The organism is Paenibacillus sp. IHBB 3054 (genome assembly GCF_051594305.1).
Lineage (GTDB): Bacteria > Bacillota > Bacilli > Paenibacillales > Paenibacillaceae > Paenibacillus_AQ.
In genome coordinates this window covers 50,613-70,239 of record NZ_JBOFBG010000034.1, presented here as the reverse complement: position 1 = coordinate 70,239, position 19,627 = coordinate 50,613, and the positions used below count along the sequence as shown (strand labels likewise).

The window sequence follows — 19,627 nt, the reverse complement described above, 5'->3', positions numbered from 1 at the left end:
AATTATTTTCGTTATTACTGGGAATTGTTAATATAGTGTAAAAAAGTTCGTTCTTTTTACTTCTATCCCTTCTATTGATATGATAAGATAACAAGGGTTGTCATTCATTTTCATGCTGTTTACATATGAGTGGCTTCAAGTTTTCACGGCAATTTTATGTAAAGGGGTTTAAACTAATGAAGTTTAAAAAGAAGGACATTTTCTTTGAGACGCTGGAAAATATGGCTGACACCATTGTCCAGGCTGCGGATTACTTCGCTCAGAATATTACAACTCTCCAGGAGAATGTCGAAAACTTCGCTGCGGTGATGAAGAAGTACGAATCCCAATGCGATACTTACACGCACACCGTTATTAAAGAATTGAACAAGACCTTCATCACGCCGCTGGAACGCGACGACATTATGGACTTAATTACCAGTATGGACGATGTCATTGACGGCCTGGAAGCTTCGGCCTCGCGTTTCTATATGTATAACCTGCTGGACCCTGATGAATATATCGTTCAATTCGCGGAAATTCTGCGCCAATCTGCCTATGAAATCCAAAAAGCCGTTCATTTGCTGTCCCAGAAGAAACTCCTGGCGATTCGTGAGTATACCATTCGTCTGAATGATCTGGAGAATCAAGGGGATGAAGTGCTTCGCATTTGCACCAAAGCCTTATTCGAGACCGTAAAAGACCCGATTGAGCTGATCAAGCGCAAAGAGCTGTATGAGCGGTTGGAGACGACCACGGATAAATGTGAAGACGTAGCCAACATGCTGGAATCGATCATCATGCGCAACTCATAAGGGGCTCTGAAATATGGAAACATCATTATTTATGCTAGGTTTTGTTATATTTCTCGCGCTTGCGTTCGATTTCATCAACGGCTTCCATGATACAGCCAACGCAATCGCCACCTCCGTCTCCACACGGGCGCTAAAGCCGCGTACCGCTATCATAATGGCGGCGTCGATGAACTTTGTAGGGGCTCTGATGTTTACAGGAGTAGCCAAGAAGATCGGCGGCAGCATTACCGACCCTACCTTGCTAGATAACGGGATTGATATTGTTATAGCTACCCTGATTGCCGCGATTATCTGGAATCTGGTTACCTGGTGGCTGGGGATTCCTTCTTCTTCTTCACATGCACTTATCGGGGCATTGGCCGGTGCTGTATATGTAGGGGCCGGTACGGACCACATCAAATGGAGCGGTTTCATTGAGATTGTGGAAGGATTGATTTTCTCCCCGCTCATTGCCTTTGTCATTGGTTATATTGTTATGACGATACTGAAATGGATCTTCGCCAAACGCAGTCCGCACACGGTGAATAAAGGCTTCCGCTCGATGCAGATCATTACAGCGGCGCTGCAATCCTTTACGCACGGCACGAATGATGCCCAGAAGGCGATGGGGATTATCACCTTTGCGCTCGTGACCTCGGGACGTCTGGAGACTATGGAAGTTCCGCTGTGGGTTAAGATTGCTGCAGCTACGTCGATGGCACTTGGAACGTCGATTGGCGGCTGGAAGATCATTAAGACGATGGGAACCAAAATTTTCAAAATCGAGCCGATCAACGGCTTTGCAGCGGATATATCCGCGGCTTCTGTTATTTTCTCGGCCACGCTGATGCATTTGCCGGTAAGTTCAACGCATGCCATTACATCCTCTATTCTTGGTGTAGGCTCTGCCAAACGCTTCTCCGCTGTGAAATGGGGAGTTGCCGGACGGATTATCGTTACCTGGTTTATTACAATTCCGATCAGTGCAGTGCTGGCGGGAGTTATCTTCACAATTTTCTTCTAGAGCACGGGTATGAAGATGTCACGGAAGCCACGGATGGCTGCGGACATCTTTTTTTGTTGTCTTTTTAGATGAATGGAATAGGATCAGAGCAGAGACACCGAAAGGTGTCTTTTTATATTTCAAGAGAGGAATGTCACAAAAAGTAACGCAATCCCGATAAAATGCATTAATCAGAGGTAAAAGAAAAGGAAATATATCACGTTTAAAAAAGAAAATGACATGAAAAATTTGTGATTCGCGTAGTATTATGTAGGATTTCGTAGTCTTTAAAGTAAGGTGTGTTTTAAGTGTTACCATAGCTGACAGAGAGCGGTTCGAAGATTGTTCAAGAACTTAAAAAGCGTGGCAAAGGAGGCCTGTCGTTGATCGACTTTCATCAAGTAGACAAACATTACGGACATTTTCATGTACTGAAAGCAATCGACCTGCATGTTCAGGAAGGGGAAGTGGTTGTCGTGGTCGGTCCTTCCGGCTCCGGTAAAAGCACGATGCTGCGCTGCATTAACCGGCTGGAGACGATTACGAGCGGCGGATTGACCGTGGACGGGATAACTGTAAATGAACGCAAGACGGATATCAATAAGCTGCGCAAAGAAATTGGAATGGTGTTTCAGCATTTCAACCTGTATCCGCATAAAAAGGTGATCGACAATATTACACTGGCACCAATCAAGGTGCTTGGGCTTTCCAAGGCGGAAGCGGAGAAGACAGCGATGTATTACCTGGAAAAGGTAGGGATTGCCGATAAAGCTCTGGCCTATCCGTCCCAGTTGTCAGGCGGCCAGCAGCAACGCGTGGCGATTGCCCGGGGACTGGCGATGAAGCCGAAAATAATGCTTTTTGACGAACCAACATCCGCGCTGGATCCGGAAATGGTTGGTGAGGTGCTGGACGTGATGCGGACGCTGGCCCGTGAAGGCATGACGATGGTTGTAGTCACCCATGAGATGGGGTTTGCCCGCGAGGTTGCGGACCGGGTTATTTTCATGGATCAGGGACAAATCGTAGAGGAAGCGGAGCCGGAGCAGTTCTTCGCCAGCCCGCAGGAAGAGCGGACACGCACATTTCTCAGCCGTGTATTAAGTCATTAACCAAATAGACAGCAATAAGGGGAGGAAGAGAAATGAAAATGTCCAAAAGCTTCAAACGGTTAAGTGTGCTGATGATCGCTGCCGCCCTGTTCGTAATTGCCGGATGTGGTAACAACAACGGGGACAGCAACAATGCTGCCGGCGGCAACAATGCTTCAGGGGGATCTACGGATTCCAAAGCTATTGCCAAGATTAAGGAACGCGGCAAGCTGCTGGTAGGTGTGAAATACGATACGAGACTGTTCGGACTGAAAGATCCGGGATCGGGCAACGTGGAGGGCTTCGACATCGACATTTCCAAGGCCATTGCCAAACATATCCTCGGTGACGAGAACGCAATTGAACTGAAGGAAGTGACCTCCAAGACACGGATTCCAATGCTGAACAATGGTGAGATCGATATGGTTGTTGCTACCATGACCATCACCGAAGAGCGCAAGAAGGAAGTTGACTTCTCCGACGTTTATTTCCAAGCCGGACAATCGCTGCTAGTAAAGAAGGGCAGTGCGATCACCGGTCTTGAGGATGTAACGAAGGATACTAAGATACTCGGCTCCAAGGGTGCAACCTCGATCAAAAACATTAAAGAGAAGGTTCCGGGTGTAACTGTACTGGAATTTGATAACTACCAGGATGCGTTCAGTGCCCTGAAGGCGGGTCAAGGGGACGCGCTAACAACAGATGATGCCATCCTGTATGGTATGGCTTCGCAGGATCCAAACTTCGAGGTTGTAGGCGAACCGTTCACCGACGAGCCTTACGGCATTGCTGTGCAGAAGGGCAACGCCGATGTAGTTCAAGCCATTAATGATACCTTGACCGAACTGAAATCAAGCGGTGACTATAATGCCATTTATACTAAATGGATCGGTAAAGCTCCGGCAAAATAAGGAGGGTCAGGCATCTTTGACATCATGCTCTACATTCACCATTGGTCCTTGCATGAACGGTAGCCGTCCTTTAAAGGGCGGCTCTGCCGTTTCTGCTTGTAAGATCAAACGGATGACGAATGGGGCAAGTGAGCAAGCATCTTTAGGCAAGGGTAGGTGAGATCCATGGATTTTACGATATTAACCGATTATTTCGGCCAGTATATGGAGGGCTTTAAGGGCACTTTACTCTCCAGCGTACTCGCTCTCCTCGGCAGCTTTCTGGTAGGTACAGTAATCGCCGTCTTCCGCATTACACCGGTGAAGGGGCTGCGCTGGTTCGGAACGGGCTACGTCGAGTTTATCCGTAATATTCCGCTATTGCTCGTGGTGTATATTTTCTATTACGGTCCTTCTGCACTGGGATTCACACTTGATGGCTTCAAGGCAGGAACCATCGGCCTGGCCGTATATACCTCAGCCTTTATCGCCGAGGCGATCCGCGCCGGAATCATGGCTGTTCCCAAAGGACAAATGGAGGCCGCACGTTCGTCCGGACTCAGCTACATACAGACTATGCTGCATGTCATTCTCCCGCAGGCGATTAAGCTGGTCATCCCGCCGCTTGGCAACCAGTTTATTAACCTGATTAAAAACTCCTCGGTGCTGACCATCGTCGCCGGTCTTGATTTGATGTATTTTGCGGATAGCATCTCAACTGAAACATACCGCACATTCGATACCTACATCTTCGTAGCGCTGTTCTATCTCGTATTGACTCTTCCGCTCAGCTACGGCGTGCGGGTATGGGAGCGCCGTCTGCAGCGCAATTACTAGAATAGGATATTTTATGGGGTGAATTATTAGTTGTTTACAGTCCGTGAAGCGGCTGTAAGGTTTGGTTTATCGGTTTAGGGTTAAGGTTTTACAGTCCGCGAAGCGGCTGTAAGGTTTGCGGTTTAAGGTTTAAAGTTTTTACAGTCCGTGAAGCGGCTGTAAGGTTTGCGGTTTTAGGTTCGTAAGGATGAGAGAAGGCCGGGATAACAGGCCTTCGATCAATGGCTCGCGATCTTAGCTTTGCTTGGCGAAGCTTTGAATTCCAGTTGATAAGAAGGAATGAATGGAGAGAGGGTTTGGCGCTGTGGGGGGCGGAAGCGATAGCGCCCGCCTGGAAGCCTAAGCTATACCGGATAAATAATGATGAAGATAAGCAGGCATAGAGAAGGTGAAAGTAACGGAGGGGAATTTTGGAACTGGAGGAGCGTTAGCGTCCGCCTTTATGTTTGGATTTCTACCGCAGCCAGCGGTTCAAATCAGGAAATCCAAACATAACAGCGGCCGGAGGTCCAAACATTCACCGCAGTTACCCGTCACCGGCTCGAACCAAGCCCGCATCTTTAGAATCCATGTATCCAGCATAGCCCCAGCCTCCAGCCAGCTACCGCATCACGTTCCCCACTCCAAACCCTACGGACAATCATCCGTCCGTATATCAACATTTCAACACTTCCCATGCAAAGCACCTAAGGAGGGTTACTATTTTGGATTTTACCGGCGCATACTCCATTGATAATTTGAAGTTTCTGCTGGATGGGCTGTATATTACGCTTATCGTGGCTTTTGTATCAATTATCCTGAGCTTTGTCATTGGCTGTATTATGGGAGTGATCCGTTATTCGGAAGTGCCGGTATTGTCGCCGGTAATGTTCGTACTGGTGGAGCTGATCCGTAATCTGCCGTTGCTGCTGATTATTTTCTTCATCCGCTTTGCGCTGCCGGAGGTGGGGATCAAGCTGGGATTGATCACGGCGGCTATTGCCGCATTAACGATATTTGAAGCTGCCATGATTGCAGAGATTGTACGCGGCGGATTAACCTCGATTGACAAGGGGCAAATTGAAGCGGCGCGCTCCTCCGGACTCAGTAATTTCCAGACCTTATGGCATATAGTGCTGCCTCAAGGATTACGGCGCATGGTTCCGCCTCTGGTAAGCCAATTCATCTCACTGCTAAAAGATACCTCGCTCGCAGTCGTGATCTCCTTGCCGGAGCTGATGCATAACGCCGGGATTGTCATCGGGCACGGTTACAGCTACGCAATTCCTACGTTGCTGCTCGTAGCACTGATTTATTTTGTAGTCAATTTCCTGCTGTCGATCCTCTCGCGAAGATTGGAGAATAAAGTGGTCTGACGGACAGGAATCGTGTACTTTAGCGTAGGAAAGCAGAGGCGGTTATGGTAGTATAATTGTCAACATCTTTGGCAGGAGCAGTGGGCGATGGGACATTTCATACTGAAATCCAAATATGCGCAGATTATCATAGTAGCCGCTGGGACGGCATTGGCCGGTGAATTCAAAATAAATCCGTTTGATGGCGACATCTTCCGGATTGCAATGGGCAGCAGTGCGTTTCTGCTGTTTTTGCTTTTAATGAGGCGGCTGCCTTACATTAGTACAGGTATTGCCACAGGCATTGTGGTGCTGCTGTTTCGTACCGGATTGGATGCTGCGGGAGGCGGCGGGCTGAGCTTTGTGCAGAGTTTAACCAGCCATTTCTCGGCAATGGTCTATTATATCGTCTTTGCAATATTGATGCATTTGCTTAAGAGCCGGCTGGGTACCTTCCATCCGCTTGTGCTCGGCGGTGTCGCGTCGCTTATTGATCTGGTGTCGAATGAAATGGAGCTGCTGACCCGGCTGCTTGTGCTGGATTCGACCTCTTTCCGGCTGAATGAATGGACTTATCTGATGGTTATTGCTGTCATACGCACGTATTTTACGACCGGAGTGTACAGCAGCATTTCCGTCAGCCAGCTGCGAATCGCGCAAAGAGAACAGAAGCAGCGAATGGAGCAAATGCTCGGATTCGGCTCGGGCCTCTACGGTGAAGTATTTTATCTGAAAAAGTCTATCGGAACACTGGAGAGTGTTACCTTGAGCAGCTATGACCTATATCGGAATCTTAAGGCCGGTGAGGAGCATCAGTTATACAGCCGCCAGGTGCTGGATATTACCCAGCAGATTCATGAGGTGAAGAAGGATACCCAGCGGATTTTGGCCGGTCTGGTGAAGCTGGTGGAGCGCGAGGTTACCGGGGACATGCGTCTATCCGGCATCCTGAGTTTTACCGTGAAGAGCAACGCCAAGTACGCTGAAATGCTGGGTAAGAATATCAGCTTCAGTACCCATATTCCCCAGGACTCCGATTATACCACCGCAAGCTACATTCCACTGCTTACCCTGCTGAACAACCTCACCGCCAATGCGGTTGAGGTTATAAAAGGAATAGGGAACGTATCCCTAGATATCTATGAGAAAGACGAGTCTACGATCCTCACCGTAACTGACAGCGGCGGCGGAATTAAGGAACGTGATCGTGAGCTGCTGTTCGAGCCCGGGTTCACAACGAAATTTGATGAAGAAGGCATTGCTGCTACGGGAATCGGACTTTCGCATGTGCGGGATATTGTTGATACATTTGAGGGCGAGATTACGGTTCATAAGGCCTCCCATACCGGAGGGGCGATGTTTCAGATTATTTTGCCGACGGCAAAGCTGCGGAAGGAGGAATAAAGGATGCCCCTTTCTTTCTGTATAGTGGATGACGATGCGGCCGCCAGAAGAATGCTGCAGCATATCATTGAGGATAGCGGGCTTGGCGAAGTGGCGGGTACGGCGGAATGCGGGCAGGACGGGGTGCGGCTGATCTTAAGTGAATGTCCGGACATCGTGCTGATGGATCTGCTCATGCCGGATCAGGATGGGATCGAGACAATTATCTCTCTGCAAGCCCAGGGCTGCCGCTCCAAATTCGTGATGATCTCGCAGATTGAAAACAGTGACATGGTAGGCCGCGCTTACCGCAGCGGAATCGAGTTCTTCATCCGCAAACCGATCAATAAGATCGAAGTGGAGGCCGTGCTGTATAAGGTGAACGAGCGTTATGCGATTAACCGCTACCTGGATGAGATCAAATCTAGCCTCGGCAAGCTGGAGAGACTGCAGTTCGGACTGCCGCAGGTGCAGATCAGCAAACGTTCCGTACGGGAGATCATTCAGCCGATTTTGATGAATATGGGCATGGTGTCCGAAAGCGGAAGCCGCGATATTATCACGATGATGGAGCTGGCCGCAACGCACAGCAACCGCGGAAGTCTGCCACCGCTTAAGGAGCTCTACCAAATGGCTGCAGCCAGCTATAAAACCGTTCCCGCCGAAGCAGCGAAAGAGGTTAAAGCGATTGAACAGCGACTGCGCCGAGCGTTGTCTGCCGGACTGACGAATCTGGCCTCCATTGGACTGACAGATTACGGGAATCCCAAGTTTGAATATTACGCGCCGCTTTATTTTGATTTTGAGGAGGTGCGGCTGAAGATGAGGGAGATCGAGCAGGGCCGGGATTCCGGCAAGGTTAAGGTGAATATCAAGAAATTTCTGCAAGTGCTGCATCTGGAACTGCTGGACGGCATAGGCCGCTAAGGTGCAACTTTAGATGTAGGGATTATGGGACCTCCGGAACTGCTGAACAGCAGGCTGGTGGTTATTTTTTTGCGCAGATATGTAAGCAGGTTAGGCTTCACACCAACATTTGGGCTGGGGATGCCTCATGCGGTACAATGGTAACATGAAGTTGCTGCAAGGCGTAAGTAGGAACAAACGGAGGATTCATTTATGATACGTACATTAGTGATAACACATCAGGGTGAAATGCAGACTGGGCTGGCACTGCAAAATATAGTGATCGCTGATTATGCCTGGATATGGGCGGATTTTGCTATGCCTACGGCGGAGGAGTCCCTGTTGCTGGACACCTATTTTCATTTTCATCCCTTGGCAATTGAGGATTGTATGCATATCTTGCAGCGGCCGAAGCTGGATTATTACGAGGATGTGCAGTTTTTTGTGCTGCATGCGCTCAATGAGCGCACGCTGGAGGCTGAAGAGGTCGACCTGTTTCTGAGCAAAAACTTTCTCGTGTCCTATCACCATCAGGAGAAGTCGGAGATGGATGAGGCCTGGGCTTCGGTGCAATCGGAGATTCACAGCCGCAAAGGCTGGTCGGGCGGTCCAATTGCGGCAGCCTACACCGTAATGGACAAGCTGGTCGATAAGTATTTTCCTAGCCTGTACAGCCTTGAAGATGAACTGGCCGATCTGGAAAGCAGCGGCGGCAGCGAGTCAGTGGAAGAGCTTATGAGCCAGGTCTTCAATGTGCGCGGACGGCTGCTTAAGCTGCGCCGGACGATTGTGCCGATGCGCGACCTGATGTACCGGATCGTCAATTCGCAGCATGTGCAGAGCAATGGAGAGGAACGGATTTATTTTGGCGATATCTATGATCATCTGTTGAAGCTGACCGATATGATCGAGGTGGACCGGGAAATGACCGCTGATCTGCGCGACAGCTATATTTCGCTTAACTCCAACCGGATGAATTCCATCATGAAGACCCTCACGGTAATCACTACTGTATTCATGCCGCTGACCCTGATTGCCGGGATATACGGGATGAACTTCCAGGTGATGCCGGAGCTCCACTGGACGTACGGTTATCCCTTGGTACTGCTGCTAATGCTGCTGCTCGGAGTGGGGATGTTCAGATGGTTCCGGCGGAGCGGATGGTTTAAGTAAAGGAAGCGTAAACGCCACCGCTTAAGTGCGGCGGCGTTTACTGGAGGCAGGAGCCGTTTTTTTACGGTTCTTGGGCGGGGAATGGCGTCGCTGCGTCGCGGGGCGTCTTTTTTTACGCCGTTTGGGGCTGTACAGAGCGGCATCCTCTTCCGCTGCGAGCGCACCTGCCCCGCTTTTTTTGCCTTTTCCGAAGCTTCCCATTACGAGCTTAACCATAGGGGCCATTTGCTGAAAACCCTGCATCACCTTCTGCACCTTGCCCATGGAGTTTACGATGCCGTCAATTCCGCCCAGCCGGTCGACGATACCTTTGATCTGCTCCATATTCGCGAGATTTCCGAGTCCGCCGAGACTGCCCAGCAATCCGCCTGCTTTGGCGGTGGTGGCTTCAGCGGCAGGCAGGGCAAGCGCTGTTTCGGCAGCTTCCGCTCCAAGGGCAGGAAGCAATCCGGTTTCCACGGGAACAGGCGGCGCATATGAGGTGATACCGGGATAGGGGGAAGACGTGTACGGCCCGGCCAGCGAACGCCCATCCCGGCGGGAATGATTATAGTAATGATGAGGCATAACATCACATTCCTTCGTTAGTGGTTTGCTATACTGTATGTCATGGGCGAACATAAGGTATAGACGAATGCCCGGGTTACCGGGATAGCAGCGGAAAAGGGCGAATGCCTACAAGGAGGGACGGGAAGTGAAGAAACCGTGTCTATGCTTGATTTTCGGTGCTTATGTAGTACTATAATTAAGGCGGTAATCCTATAAGAATTTTGAAGGAAGACTGTCGAGTACATAAATTGTGTGCGCCTGGGGTGGACGTTTGTCCATGATTTTCGTTCTTTACAGCGTGAAACCGTTAATGCTTGAAAAAACTGCTCCAGTACAATATAGTAGAGGCAAGATAGTCATATTAAATTATGTATTTAATGTCAGTTTTGTACGGTGCTTATTCAATGATGCTAATGCTGACCAAACTTTTAGGGGATGATCTACGATGCAGCTTAAGAAGCTAAACGATAAAAGTATTGACCAATTATTTGAGGCTATTTTAACATTGAAAAATATGGAAGAATGTTATGTTTTCTTTGATGATCTTTGCACAGTAAACGAAATCCAATCGCTCTCACAGCGTCTGGAAGTTGCGCGGATGCTGGGCAAAGGCTCTACTTATAATCAGATTGAAGCAGAGACTGGCGCAAGCACGGCGACCATTTCCCGTGTGAAACGCTGCCTGAATTACGGCAATGACGGGTATAAGCTTACACTGGAACGTCTGGGACGATAATTGATGAAGCCGGGCGTACTCATTATTAGTCACGGCTCACGGGACAAGACATGGGTTTCTATTGTTGAAGAAGCCGTCGGCCATTTATCACTGGAGAAGGAGCTGCCTGTGGCGGTTTCTTTTTTGGAGCTGGTAGAGGGCTGTCTGATACAGGATGGTATAAATGAATTGGAACATGCAGGGGTCACAGATATTATTGTGATCCCCTTGTTTGTGTCTTCGGGAAGTACGCATATTGATGAAATAGAGTATGCGCTCGGCGCCAAGGCTGCCCCTGAACGTGAAACGGATCTTGAACGCTTTACGGTTAATGCACGTATCCATTTCGGCTACCCCGTCGATGATGATCCGGATATTGCGGTCATGATCTGGGACAAGGTCCGTGAGCTGTCCGCTAACCCGCAGCGGGAGACGATTCTGCTCGTGGGACACGGCAGCAAACATGACGGCTTCCGCCAGCGCTGGGAGCAGGGCATTTCCTCACTGGCGGAACGTGTGCGCACTGTGAGCGGAGTGGCGGCGGCCGATTACGGCCTGCTGAACCCGGACAGTATCAGAAGCCGGACGGAATATTGGCAGGAGCAGGGCTATGATGTACTGGTGGCTCCGCTCTTTTTAAGTGAAGGCTATTTCACCAAGGTAGTCATTCCGGAGAGACTTCAGGGATTAAAGTATGCTTATTCGGGACGGACACTGCTGCCTCATCCGCTGCTGCCGCACTGGATTGAAGAGCAGGTAAATACGATGCTGGTTAAGCTGCGGGCGCAGGCATAAATATCATCGGACTGATGTAGCCGCTAAAGCCGCTAACTTTGAAAAGATCGCGTTTCCATTGTGTTTTTTTCGGTGGCTGCCGCATACATATATTTATACTTTTCTGCTGCTGCTGCTGATTTGATGTCATTGCAATAAGTAAAATATATTCTTCCTCAGGCTCTGGCATTGCTTGTGGGGTGCAGAATTGGGTATAATCAGTAAGGTTATCTATTATAAAAACAGGTGGCGTTCCGGTAATGAAAACTGCGAGACTGATTTATAATCCCACTTCTGGACGGGAAGAAATGAAAAAGCGGCTCGCCGACATTTTGGACCGGCTGGATATTGGCGGCATCGAAACCTCATGTCACGCAACAACCGGTGAGGGCGATGCTACGGCAGCCACAATTGATGCGGTCGAACGCGGAACTTATGATCTGATCATAGCGGCCGGCGGCGACGGCACATTAAATGAGGTAATCAACGGCATGGCGGAGAGACCGAATCTTCCCCCGCTTGGCGTATTGCCGCTGGGTACAACCAATGATTTTGCCCGGGCTATGGGTATTCCGAAGAACTGGGAGGATTCCTGCGATCTGATTCTTCGCCAGGAGTCGCGCCTGATTGACCTCGGCAAAGCCAATGACCGTTACTTCATTAATATAGCCGGCGGCGGCAGCCTGACCGAGCTGACATACGAGGTTCCAAGCAGACTTAAGACGATGATGGGCCAGCTTGCTTATTACCTGAAGGGTATTGAGAAAATGGCCAGTCTCTCTCCGCAGGAGCTATACATCCGTGCCAATGGCCAGGAGCTGATTCATGACGAATTCATGCTGTTCCTGATCGCCAACACCAATTCGGTAGGCGGCTTTGAGAAGCTTGCCCCGGATGCAAGCATTGACGATGGACTGTTCGATGTCATTGCTGTTAAGAAATGCAACCTTGCAGAGTTCATCCGTCTCGTTACTTTGGCGATCCGCGGTGAGCATTTGCAGGATAAGAAGGTTGTTTATTTCCGTACCGATGCCATGGAAGTCACTTCCCCGGGTTATGTCCAGCTCAATCTGGATGGTGAACTCGGCGGCACTTTGCCAGGTAAGTTCCAGATCCTGCCGCAGCATTTGCGGATTTTTGCGCAGAAGCCTTGAGGCAGTTAGATGAAGCGAAGTGCAGGTGGCTGTAAGGCTAGCCTGCACTTTTATTGCAAAAGCGAAGATAATGAAAGAAGTGAACCTATAGATATGAGTAAACACCGCAGTGGACGCAGCGCAAGCCGCCGGGAAGGCACGGCGCCTGTCGCCGGACTGCCAGTGAATAAGAATGACGAGGTTATGCTCGATATCATCGGCATGACCCATGAAGGCGAAGGGGTAGGCCGCGTAGAGGGCTTTACCCTATTTGTGCAGGGCGCTCTCCCCGGTGAGAAGGTCCGGGCGAAGGTGCTAAAAACGAAGAAGCAGTATGGCTACGCCAAGCTTCTGGAGCTCGTGCAGGCCAGCAGCGACCGCATCGCGCCGCCCTGCGCCATCTATGACCAATGCGGCGGCTGTCAGCTGCAGCATATGGATTACACCGCCCAGCTGGCGTGGAAACGCCAGCTGGTGGTGGACAACCTGCAGCGGATCGGGAAGCTGCAGGTGGCGGGTGCGCCGGGCAGAGGCGCAGGTGCTGGGAGCGCTGGCGCAAAGGAAGCCGTTGAACCGGCGGATCTGACTGCCGGGGCAGAAAGTGCGGCAGCTGAGGGCGGGAGTGTGGCCAGTGCAGGTGCTGCGGGTGGCCCGGCTGACGGTATTATCGTCCGGCCAACCTTGGGCATGGACGAGCCTTGGCGTTACCGCAACAAGGCCCAGGTGCCGATCGGCGTCACCGAAGGCGGCCTTGTCGGCGGATTCTATGCCCGCGGCAGCCACCGGATCGTCGACATGGAGACCTGTCTGATCCAGCATGAGCATAACGACAACGTCGTTGCCGCAGTGAAACGCATAGGCAGAGAACTGGGCATCTCCGCCTACAACGAAGAGACCGGACGCGGACTGCTGCGCCACGTCGTTGTCAAGAAAGCCTTCCGCACCGGGCAGATGATGCTGGTACTGGTCACGAACGGCCGCGACATCCCGCATCTGGACGCCTGGCTCGGCAGCATCCGCGAACAGCTGCCGGATGTGGCAAGCATCTGCCAGAACATTAATACGCAGAAGACAAATGTCATTTTCGGAGATGAGACCCGTGTCTTATGGGGCACCGACGTCATCTACGATTACATCGGCGATGTGCAGTTCGCCATCTCCGCCCGTTCGTTCTATCAGGTGAATCCAGCACAGACTGAGGTGCTGTACAGTAAAACCGTAGAATATGCCGGTCTGACAGGCAAGGAGACTGTAATCGATGCCTATTGCGGTATCGGGACAATCTCGTTGTTCCTGGCGCAGCATGCGGCTAAGGTATACGGCGTAGAGATTGTGCGTGAAGCTATTGAGGACGCGCGTGCGAACGCACGGCTTAACAATATGAACAACGTAGTGTTCGAGGTAGGTGCCTCAGAGGACGTGATCCCGAACTGGAAAGAGCAGGGCGTCACGCCGGACGTCATCGTCGTTGATCCGCCGCGTAAAGGCTGCGACCCGCGCCTGTTGGATACGATTCTGGCGATGAAGCCGGAGCGGGTGGTGTATGTGTCTTGTAATCCATCGACACTGGCGAGGGATTTGCGGGTATTGGAGGATGGCGGGTACAGAACAGTGGAGGTAACTCCGGTGGATATGTTCCCGCATACGGTGCATGTTGAAACAGTGATTCTGATGACACGTTGTGGTCAAAACGATAAATAAACCACTGAGACTACAAGATGTTGTGGTTTGAAAACAAAAATGGGCAAAAATTAGGCATTAAAAATGCCCGATTTTTGCCCTGGTTTTTAGGGGGAAATATAGATGACATAGGGTATTTTTGATATAACAGAGGTTAATACATTTATTGTATTTTGAGTTAGTGATGAGGTGATCAAATGGAAATACTTAAAGAAGAAAAAAGAAAACTTAAGACATTTCATAGCGTGTGATATTGAGAAAAACAAAATAATAGCAAGTAAAATCAAGCAGTAATTTCTCTATTTCTTTATAATAATAATTGTTCTGGTACTATGATATAAAAGTGTTAGATGAAAGTTGGAGGTTAATCATGAAAAAATGGTATGATGAGGAGTATGAATGGGAAACTGAGGTAATAGGATTTCTTCGTAGTGAACACACAGAGCGATATTGCCGAAACGGCGAGGAAATTGGAGATAAGTATACCTGTACCTATGGCTGTCCTGTAAATGCGGATGGACAGGGTATTTGCTCCAAAGTAATGATGATAATGTTTCCAATCATGGAGGCTGTCAGAAGTGGTGGAGATTTAGAGAACATCGGTGGTAATAGCAAATATAGCAAGGATATTGTATGTCCAGATGGTTGCGTTATGTTTAAACTGACGGCGAAAAAACTTGGTAATGAGAATTTTTATAAGGGGAAGTTTTTCGATTAGTTTAGATTTTATTATGTTCAGTTTGGAGATAAGTCGAAATGATTAACTAAAAGGAAAATTCCAGTTTATTGGGCTGACTTAGGTATACCTTATTGGCATAATGCGAACATAACAGGCATACTTAACATTTTAAAATTAAAAGCAGAAATCCAGAGGCATCCGAAGTGAAATTTTGAAAATAAATTGCCCATAGGCAATAAAAATTTTAGCGGCTACGTTCTTCGTAATTGAAAATCGCAGCCTTTTTTTTGTTGGGCTATCTTTAAAAAACCACCAGTAATAAGATGTTGATTTATTTAAGCATCGGTTGAATCTAATGCTTCCGCCAAGGCCATACCACGCTTTTGGGAAATCCGAATCACAGCATCTACACATGTTGAGGCGGTAGTGTCAACACTTCGTGTTGACAAATAATGGGGAACACCTAAACCCAGAATTTTGAATGTTCTGTATGGAAAGATGACGTAAGTTTTGATATTGTCTCGACACATGTAAAGAATTGATTATAGTGGACTAAGGGGAGTTCAAATTCCCTCGCCTCCACCATCATGATAAAGGACACCTCAGAGGTGTCCTTTTTGCGTTGAGTGGAATCTCGAGGGGTCGAACCCTGTGTTGTCCGCGCGAATTGGAGTGAAGTGTAGAGAACACGGCGTTTATATCCAACCTCTAATATTGTCGGCGGAGAATAGCTTCGTAAGCAGGTAAGATGGAGATATGAACATTCCCCTCGCCTCCACCTTGGAAAGCCTGGCCTCATGCGGTTAGGGCTTTTGTTACACTCAGAATTATAGACATCAAATTTATTGAGAATTGAAAATCTGTTTGGATGTTGATATTGTGTTTACAATAAACTAGAAAATTAATGGCGGGTTTTATCGAGACACATTTCTTCCCCTTGAAATGACCTATGGAATTCGAGTTCAAGGGAAACGTGGACAAAAAGTGGATAATCACCAGTTTTCTAGAAGGAGATGCATACGATGATTCGAACTTTTGAACCTATAAATGCCTTACATAAGATAGTGGGCTATATTTGGGTCGTAGACTTCGACTTTCTCGCTGATGACAACAGAGAAGATATTATTATGCCGCTGGGGTATATCAATATCGTTTTCAATTATGGGTCTGCCTATAGGCAGGTGGGAGAAGAACAGGAAATGGTGATCCCCAATACGGTTGTGATTGGTCAAATGAAAAGCGTGAAATATGTTCGATACGGACAACAGCTGTATCAAATCGGGATTTCATTAACTCCGTTAGGGTTTATACAATTGTTTCATGTGCCCAGCCTCGAATTGGCAGAGCGAATCGTACAAGGCATCGATGTGGACCCTGATCTAGATGAACTATACCGAATGATGAGGAAATCTAAAGATGTGGAGCAACATATCACAGCAATCAATCATTATTTGCTGCATAAAATGGCGTTGAATAAGAAGGATACTGGCCGCATAGAAAAAATGCTTACTTATGTAGAACGAGAATATGAAAACTTGAAAATTGTGAGTATGGCAAAATTTTTTGGTATTTCAGTAAGTACGTTGGAGCGCTTTTTTAAAAAACAGATCGGACTGACCCCAAAGGCCTATGGAGATATTGTGAAGTTCAGAAAACATGTTGAGGATGAAGGATTGAGGAAGGATATGCAGTATCGTTACTATGATCAGTCCCACCTCATCAAAACATCCAAAAAATTTGCAGGCAAAACCGTCAAAGAGTTAGAGAAACTGCCACATGAATTAACCTTTAGTTATGTATGGCATGGTCAGAAGTGATAAATACCTGATCATAGATGCTGATTTTTTACAATACATGTTTTATCCTTCCTGTTAATCTTGAGACACTAACAAATGAGAGGAAGAGATAACGATGCAGGTTATTATGATCATGGCAAGTTTACTAGTGTTTTTAAATGTAACATTATTGGCGATATTGGTTCCGGGAGGACCGATTGAGAATAGAGATTTCTCAAAATTAAAAGGAGGTGTATTCTGGGGGTTTAATCTGTTTCTTATCTTGCTTGGAATTACGTCGTTTATCGCGTGCTATCTCTTGTTGATATCACATCCACATGCCATTTTAATCACGCAAATCATCGCTGTTTCATACTTTATCGTGTACATTATCGACTTAGCGGGTATCTTTCCAAAATCTCCGACTAAAATGTCTAAGCCACTTGCGCTGTTCGAAGTCATTAACGCATCCATGGCTGTTTTCCTCTTCCTCTTTGTGACGGCGATTGTGCACATCGGTTCGTGAGGGCAGGAACCGTGTACGTTGTCTTTACGGTTTAGCAACGTCCGAAATAGCATTCGACTATTTAGTTGATAGAGGTAGGCTTTGTTTATTCAGATGAGTCATAGGTGCAAGCAGCTGTAATATTTAGCAGACGAGAGTATATCTTCAGATGTGCTTATTCAAGCCCAAATGCTTCAACATATTGAAGATAGCTTTTCTATAACAGAGAAATCTCTATTATTCGGCTGCGGACAATTAGTTGGCTATTTACATACTTAATAACCTGTTACCGTGCTCCTACCAGGGATAGGCTGTCACATCTCCGCCTGAGGTGTGATGAAGGAGACAATCAGGCTGACCCAAAGTATAGCCGGTTACGGGGCGATATTAGGGTGACATCAAAACTGTGACTACACCCGTAGAAGCTTATGTTGCGTTATCTTCGGACAGGGGTTCGATTCCCCTCTCTGCGCTGAACCCCTATCCGCAATCACAAGGGCACCCTAAAGGGTGCCCTTAAATTTCACTCTATAAATGGTGCGGGGAACCGTATCACAAATAGTGGTAAACGGAGGGTTAAGTTGCCCTAGAACTCCATACTGATCATGCTGGCTTGTCTATTTTTTCGGTGGGCTTGGTTTTATTCCTGAAGAATTAAAGACAAAGCAACTCTTTAACGGTCATTTCGTTTCTTTACGGGTACCCATACTTCAACCTGGGCATCGGACGGATTTCCATTTAGCAGAATTTCAGCAATAGGAGCACCTGTATAGATCCATTCATAATCTTCATTTAACAGATCGTTAAATGCCTGATCCTCCAACCTGTCAAAGGCTAAACGCGACAATCCGCCGTTTCCTGTAAGGACTAGATAATCGCTTTCCGGAAACAGAACCTCTTCTGTTTGATCCAATGCAGGCTGCGAGGTTTTGACTCCCGCATAATAGAAGACATTCCCTTTTTCCACAGCTATCGCGGCATAGTCATACGAACCTTCAGCAAGTGGACGAAGGAGCGCCATTTGCCCATTTTCAATGGCTCCAATGAAAAATGTCGTTTTTTGTTTGGTGAATTGAGGAGAATGTGCGTTGCTCGATCCCTCTAAAACCGTTTTATAACCAACCAAACGGAAGCTTTCTTTTCTTTCAACTCTAAAGTTACTCATTTCAATTTCCTCCTGCATATTTTTTTGTTGATACATAAATAACATAGCATTCTATATATGACAACAGTATGGCATACTTAGAGTTGAGGTGACTTTATGAAAATCGATCGTCTGATTGCCATGATCATGATTCTTATGGAGAACGAGGTTATGAATGCCGGAGCACTTGCCAAAAAGCTTGAGGTCAGCAGCAGAACCATCTATAGAGATATCGATACGCTAACGATGGCGGGATTGCCAATTTTTACCACTCAAGGAGTTTCAGGTGGGGTCGGTTTAATGAAGTCATATAAAATCGATAAAAAACTGTTCACGCCCAAGGAAATTCAAACTCTACTAACGAGTCTGGGAAGCTATAGGCAGTTATACGATCATAAAGAAATCGTTCATGTTCTGGAAAAGCTAAGCAATATAGGCCAAGAAGGCAGACAATCGGAAAAAGAAAGCAGACAATCGGAAAAAGAAAGCAGATTTGCTATCGATTTATCCTTAAATCAAGGAAATCATTCCCTGCGTTCTCTTTTAAGCAGCGTAGAAACCGGCATCAATGAAGAGCGATATATGGCTTTTGATTATATCGATAAAGACGGGAATGTTACCTCTAGAAAAATAGAGCCATATCAAGTTGTTTTTAAAGAAAGCAGTTGGTATTTGCAAGCTTTCTGCACCTTAAAAGAGGATTACCGAATATTTAAATTGACCCGGATAAGCAAGCTTTATGTGTTGCCAGAAACGTTTGTGCCCCGCGACTTTTCACCCCTTGCAATGGATGGATCAGATTGGATGAGCCGGGAATGGGTTCCAGTCACGATCCGAATTGCCTTATCTATAAAGGATAAAGTGATTGAAAGATACGGCGAGGAGAACATTACTAGTGTAGAAGGGAATAGCTGTCTGGCTACATTTCCAATTATCAATAATGAATCCGGTTATGATGTACTTTTGAGGTTTGGGGATAAATGCGAAATCATAGAGCCTTCCGGTGTTCGGGAAGCTTTTCAAAACTATATTCGAAGAATATTGGCAAAATACGAAGAACAATAAATCGGTGTCTGGAGGAAGAAAACAAGCCCTTCTCCCTCCTATATATAGTTCGGTTCAATATACAACCGATGGTTTCTAAAAAATTGTGTTTGTGATAGAAGTCGAGTTCGTTACTAAACGTTCACTAACTACTTTTTATTTAATATGTTGACTCTGCTTACTCAATACATGTGGAGTGCTGTTCACTGTTGGTCAGGAAAGACTAATAGTTGAGATGT

The 19,627-nt window shown here is 47.5% G+C and carries 19 protein-coding genes; 17 read left to right on the top strand and 2 right to left on the bottom strand.

Translation table 11 applies throughout. The features are described 5' to 3' along the window. The first annotated feature begins 176 nt into the window (after nucleotides 1-176). The 9 genes from ACQ76X_RS26940 (at nucleotide 177) to corA (ending at nucleotide 9,390) form a co-directional block, all read left to right on the top strand. Nucleotides 177-794 (top strand): DUF47 domain-containing protein, encoded by a 618-nt coding sequence (locus tag ACQ76X_RS26940; RefSeq protein WP_038585709.1) that lies wholly within the window; start codon nucleotides 177-179, stop codon nucleotides 792-794. 13 nt (nucleotides 795-807) lie between these two features. Beyond that, nucleotides 808-1,797, top strand: a complete 990-nt coding sequence (locus tag ACQ76X_RS26935; RefSeq protein ID WP_438496858.1) for an inorganic phosphate transporter — start codon at nucleotides 808-810, stop codon at nucleotides 1,795-1,797. Nucleotides 1,798-2,159: 362 nt separating this feature from the next. Continuing rightward, a complete protein-coding gene (locus ACQ76X_RS26930; RefSeq protein WP_038585714.1) occupies nucleotides 2,160-2,888 on the top strand; it encodes an amino acid ABC transporter ATP-binding protein in 729 nt (242 codons plus the stop codon). Between the two features lie 38 nt (nucleotides 2,889-2,926). Further along, complete coding sequence (locus ACQ76X_RS26925; protein WP_438496868.1) at nucleotides 2,927-3,778, top strand: glutamate ABC transporter substrate-binding protein; 852 nt, start codon at nucleotides 2,927-2,929, stop codon at nucleotides 3,776-3,778. Between the two features lie 165 nt (nucleotides 3,779-3,943). Then, nucleotides 3,944-4,594 carry an amino acid ABC transporter permease gene (locus ACQ76X_RS26920; protein ID WP_342438292.1) on the top strand — a complete coding sequence of 217 codons (651 nt, stop codon included), beginning with the start codon at nucleotides 3,944-3,946 and terminating at the stop codon, nucleotides 4,592-4,594. A 704-nt stretch (nucleotides 4,595-5,298) separates the two neighbouring features. Beyond that, the gene (locus ACQ76X_RS26915; protein WP_438496857.1) at nucleotides 5,299-5,949 is read left to right on the top strand and encodes an amino acid ABC transporter permease; all 651 of its coding nucleotides are present in this window, start codon (nucleotides 5,299-5,301) and stop codon (nucleotides 5,947-5,949) included. An 87-nt stretch (nucleotides 5,950-6,036) separates the two neighbouring features. Beyond that, nucleotides 6,037-7,332, top strand: a complete 1,296-nt coding sequence (locus ACQ76X_RS26910; protein WP_438496856.1) for an ATP-binding protein — start codon at nucleotides 6,037-6,039, stop codon at nucleotides 7,330-7,332. Between the two features lie 3 nt (nucleotides 7,333-7,335). After that, nucleotides 7,336-8,238 carry a response regulator gene (locus ACQ76X_RS26905; RefSeq protein WP_438496854.1) on the top strand — a complete coding sequence of 301 codons (903 nt, stop codon included), beginning with the start codon at nucleotides 7,336-7,338 and terminating at the stop codon, nucleotides 8,236-8,238. A 192-nt stretch (nucleotides 8,239-8,430) separates the two neighbouring features. Beyond that, a complete protein-coding gene (corA, locus tag ACQ76X_RS26900) occupies nucleotides 8,431-9,390 on the top strand; it encodes a magnesium/cobalt transporter CorA (RefSeq protein WP_438496853.1) in 960 nt (319 codons plus the stop codon). A 21-nt stretch (nucleotides 9,391-9,411) separates the two neighbouring features. Here the strand turns inward: corA and ACQ76X_RS26895 are convergent, their stop codons facing one another. Beyond that, the gene (locus ACQ76X_RS26895; protein WP_438496851.1) at nucleotides 9,412-9,957 is read right to left on the bottom strand and encodes a tyrosine protein kinase; all 546 of its coding nucleotides are present in this window, start codon (nucleotides 9,955-9,957) and stop codon (nucleotides 9,412-9,414) included. A gap of 427 nt (nucleotides 9,958-10,384) precedes the next feature. Between ACQ76X_RS26895 and ACQ76X_RS26890 the strand changes: the two genes are divergently transcribed. The 7 genes from ACQ76X_RS26890 to ACQ76X_RS26860 all read left to right on the top strand — a co-directional run bounded on the left by ACQ76X_RS26890 (nucleotide 10,385) and on the right by ACQ76X_RS26860 (nucleotide 17,221). After that, nucleotides 10,385-10,675 carry a YerC/YecD family TrpR-related protein gene (locus ACQ76X_RS26890; protein ID WP_019913624.1) on the top strand — a complete coding sequence of 97 codons (291 nt, stop codon included), beginning with the start codon at nucleotides 10,385-10,387 and terminating at the stop codon, nucleotides 10,673-10,675. Continuing rightward, a complete protein-coding gene (locus tag ACQ76X_RS26885) occupies nucleotides 10,676-11,449 on the top strand; it encodes a sirohydrochlorin chelatase (RefSeq protein ID WP_438496849.1) in 774 nt (257 codons plus the stop codon). It abuts the gene before it with no gap. A gap of 239 nt (nucleotides 11,450-11,688) precedes the next feature. Next, entirely contained in the window at nucleotides 11,689-12,582 is an 894-nt protein-coding gene (locus ACQ76X_RS26880) for a diacylglycerol kinase (protein ID WP_038585736.1), read from the top strand. A gap of 93 nt (nucleotides 12,583-12,675) precedes the next feature. Continuing rightward, nucleotides 12,676-14,262, top strand: a complete 1,587-nt coding sequence (gene rlmD, locus ACQ76X_RS26875) for a 23S rRNA (uracil(1939)-C(5))-methyltransferase RlmD (protein WP_438496847.1) — start codon at nucleotides 12,676-12,678, stop codon at nucleotides 14,260-14,262. Nucleotides 14,263-14,611: 349 nt separating this feature from the next. Further along, on the top strand, nucleotides 14,612-14,959 hold the full coding sequence (locus tag ACQ76X_RS26870) for a TIGR04076 family protein (protein WP_438496845.1): 348 nt from the start codon (nucleotides 14,612-14,614) through the stop codon (nucleotides 14,957-14,959). 983 nt (nucleotides 14,960-15,942) lie between these two features. Then, nucleotides 15,943-16,737 (top strand): DUF6597 domain-containing transcriptional factor, encoded by a 795-nt coding sequence (locus ACQ76X_RS26865; RefSeq protein ID WP_438496844.1) that lies wholly within the window; start codon nucleotides 15,943-15,945, stop codon nucleotides 16,735-16,737. Nucleotides 16,738-16,831: 94 nt separating this feature from the next. Then, nucleotides 16,832-17,221, top strand: coding sequence for a hypothetical protein (locus tag ACQ76X_RS26860; protein ID WP_438496843.1), 390 nt, complete (start codon nucleotides 16,832-16,834; stop codon nucleotides 17,219-17,221). Nucleotides 17,222-17,873: 652 nt separating this feature from the next. On the opposite strand, the gene ACQ76X_RS26855 is transcribed toward ACQ76X_RS26860, so the two are convergent. Then, entirely contained in the window at nucleotides 17,874-18,365 is a 492-nt protein-coding gene (locus tag ACQ76X_RS26855; RefSeq protein ID WP_438496842.1) for a GyrI-like domain-containing protein, read from the bottom strand. A gap of 96 nt (nucleotides 18,366-18,461) precedes the next feature. Between ACQ76X_RS26855 and ACQ76X_RS26850 the strand changes: the two genes are divergently transcribed. Beyond that, nucleotides 18,462-19,409 carry a helix-turn-helix transcriptional regulator gene (locus ACQ76X_RS26850; RefSeq protein ID WP_438496841.1) on the top strand — a complete coding sequence of 316 codons (948 nt, stop codon included), beginning with the start codon at nucleotides 18,462-18,464 and terminating at the stop codon, nucleotides 19,407-19,409. The last annotated feature ends 218 nt before the right edge of the window (nucleotides 19,410-19,627 follow it).

Coding starts and splice junctions, on each gene's coding strand:
- ACQ76X_RS26940 (WP_038585709.1), top strand. CDS start 177: ATGAAGTTTAAAAAGAAGGACATTTTCTTTGAGACGCTGGAAAATATG.
- ACQ76X_RS26935 (WP_438496858.1), top strand. CDS start 808: ATGGAAACATCATTATTTATGCTAGGTTTTGTTATATTTCTCGCGCTT.
- ACQ76X_RS26925 (WP_438496868.1), top strand. CDS start 2,927: ATGTCCAAAAGCTTCAAACGGTTAAGTGTGCTGATGATCGCTGCCGCC.
- ACQ76X_RS26920 (WP_342438292.1), top strand. CDS start 3,944: ATGGATTTTACGATATTAACCGATTATTTCGGCCAGTATATGGAGGGC.
- ACQ76X_RS26910 (WP_438496856.1), top strand. CDS start 6,037: ATGGGACATTTCATACTGAAATCCAAATATGCGCAGATTATCATAGTA.
- ACQ76X_RS26905 (WP_438496854.1), top strand. CDS start 7,336: ATGCCCCTTTCTTTCTGTATAGTGGATGACGATGCGGCCGCCAGAAGA.
- corA (WP_438496853.1), top strand. CDS start 8,431: ATGATACGTACATTAGTGATAACACATCAGGGTGAAATGCAGACTGGG.
- ACQ76X_RS26895 (WP_438496851.1), bottom strand. CDS start 9,957: ATGCCTCATCATTACTATAATCATTCCCGCCGGGATGGGCGTTCGCTG.
- ACQ76X_RS26890 (WP_019913624.1), top strand. CDS start 10,385: ATGCAGCTTAAGAAGCTAAACGATAAAAGTATTGACCAATTATTTGAG.
- ACQ76X_RS26880 (WP_038585736.1), top strand. CDS start 11,689: ATGAAAACTGCGAGACTGATTTATAATCCCACTTCTGGACGGGAAGAA.
- rlmD (WP_438496847.1), top strand. CDS start 12,676: ATGAGTAAACACCGCAGTGGACGCAGCGCAAGCCGCCGGGAAGGCACG.
- ACQ76X_RS26870 (WP_438496845.1), top strand. CDS start 14,612: ATGAAAAAATGGTATGATGAGGAGTATGAATGGGAAACTGAGGTAATA.
- ACQ76X_RS26865 (WP_438496844.1), top strand. CDS start 15,943: ATGATTCGAACTTTTGAACCTATAAATGCCTTACATAAGATAGTGGGC.
- ACQ76X_RS26860 (WP_438496843.1), top strand. CDS start 16,832: ATGCAGGTTATTATGATCATGGCAAGTTTACTAGTGTTTTTAAATGTA.
- ACQ76X_RS26855 (WP_438496842.1), bottom strand. CDS start 18,365: ATGAGTAACTTTAGAGTTGAAAGAAAAGAAAGCTTCCGTTTGGTTGGT.
- ACQ76X_RS26850 (WP_438496841.1), top strand. CDS start 18,462: ATGAAAATCGATCGTCTGATTGCCATGATCATGATTCTTATGGAGAAC.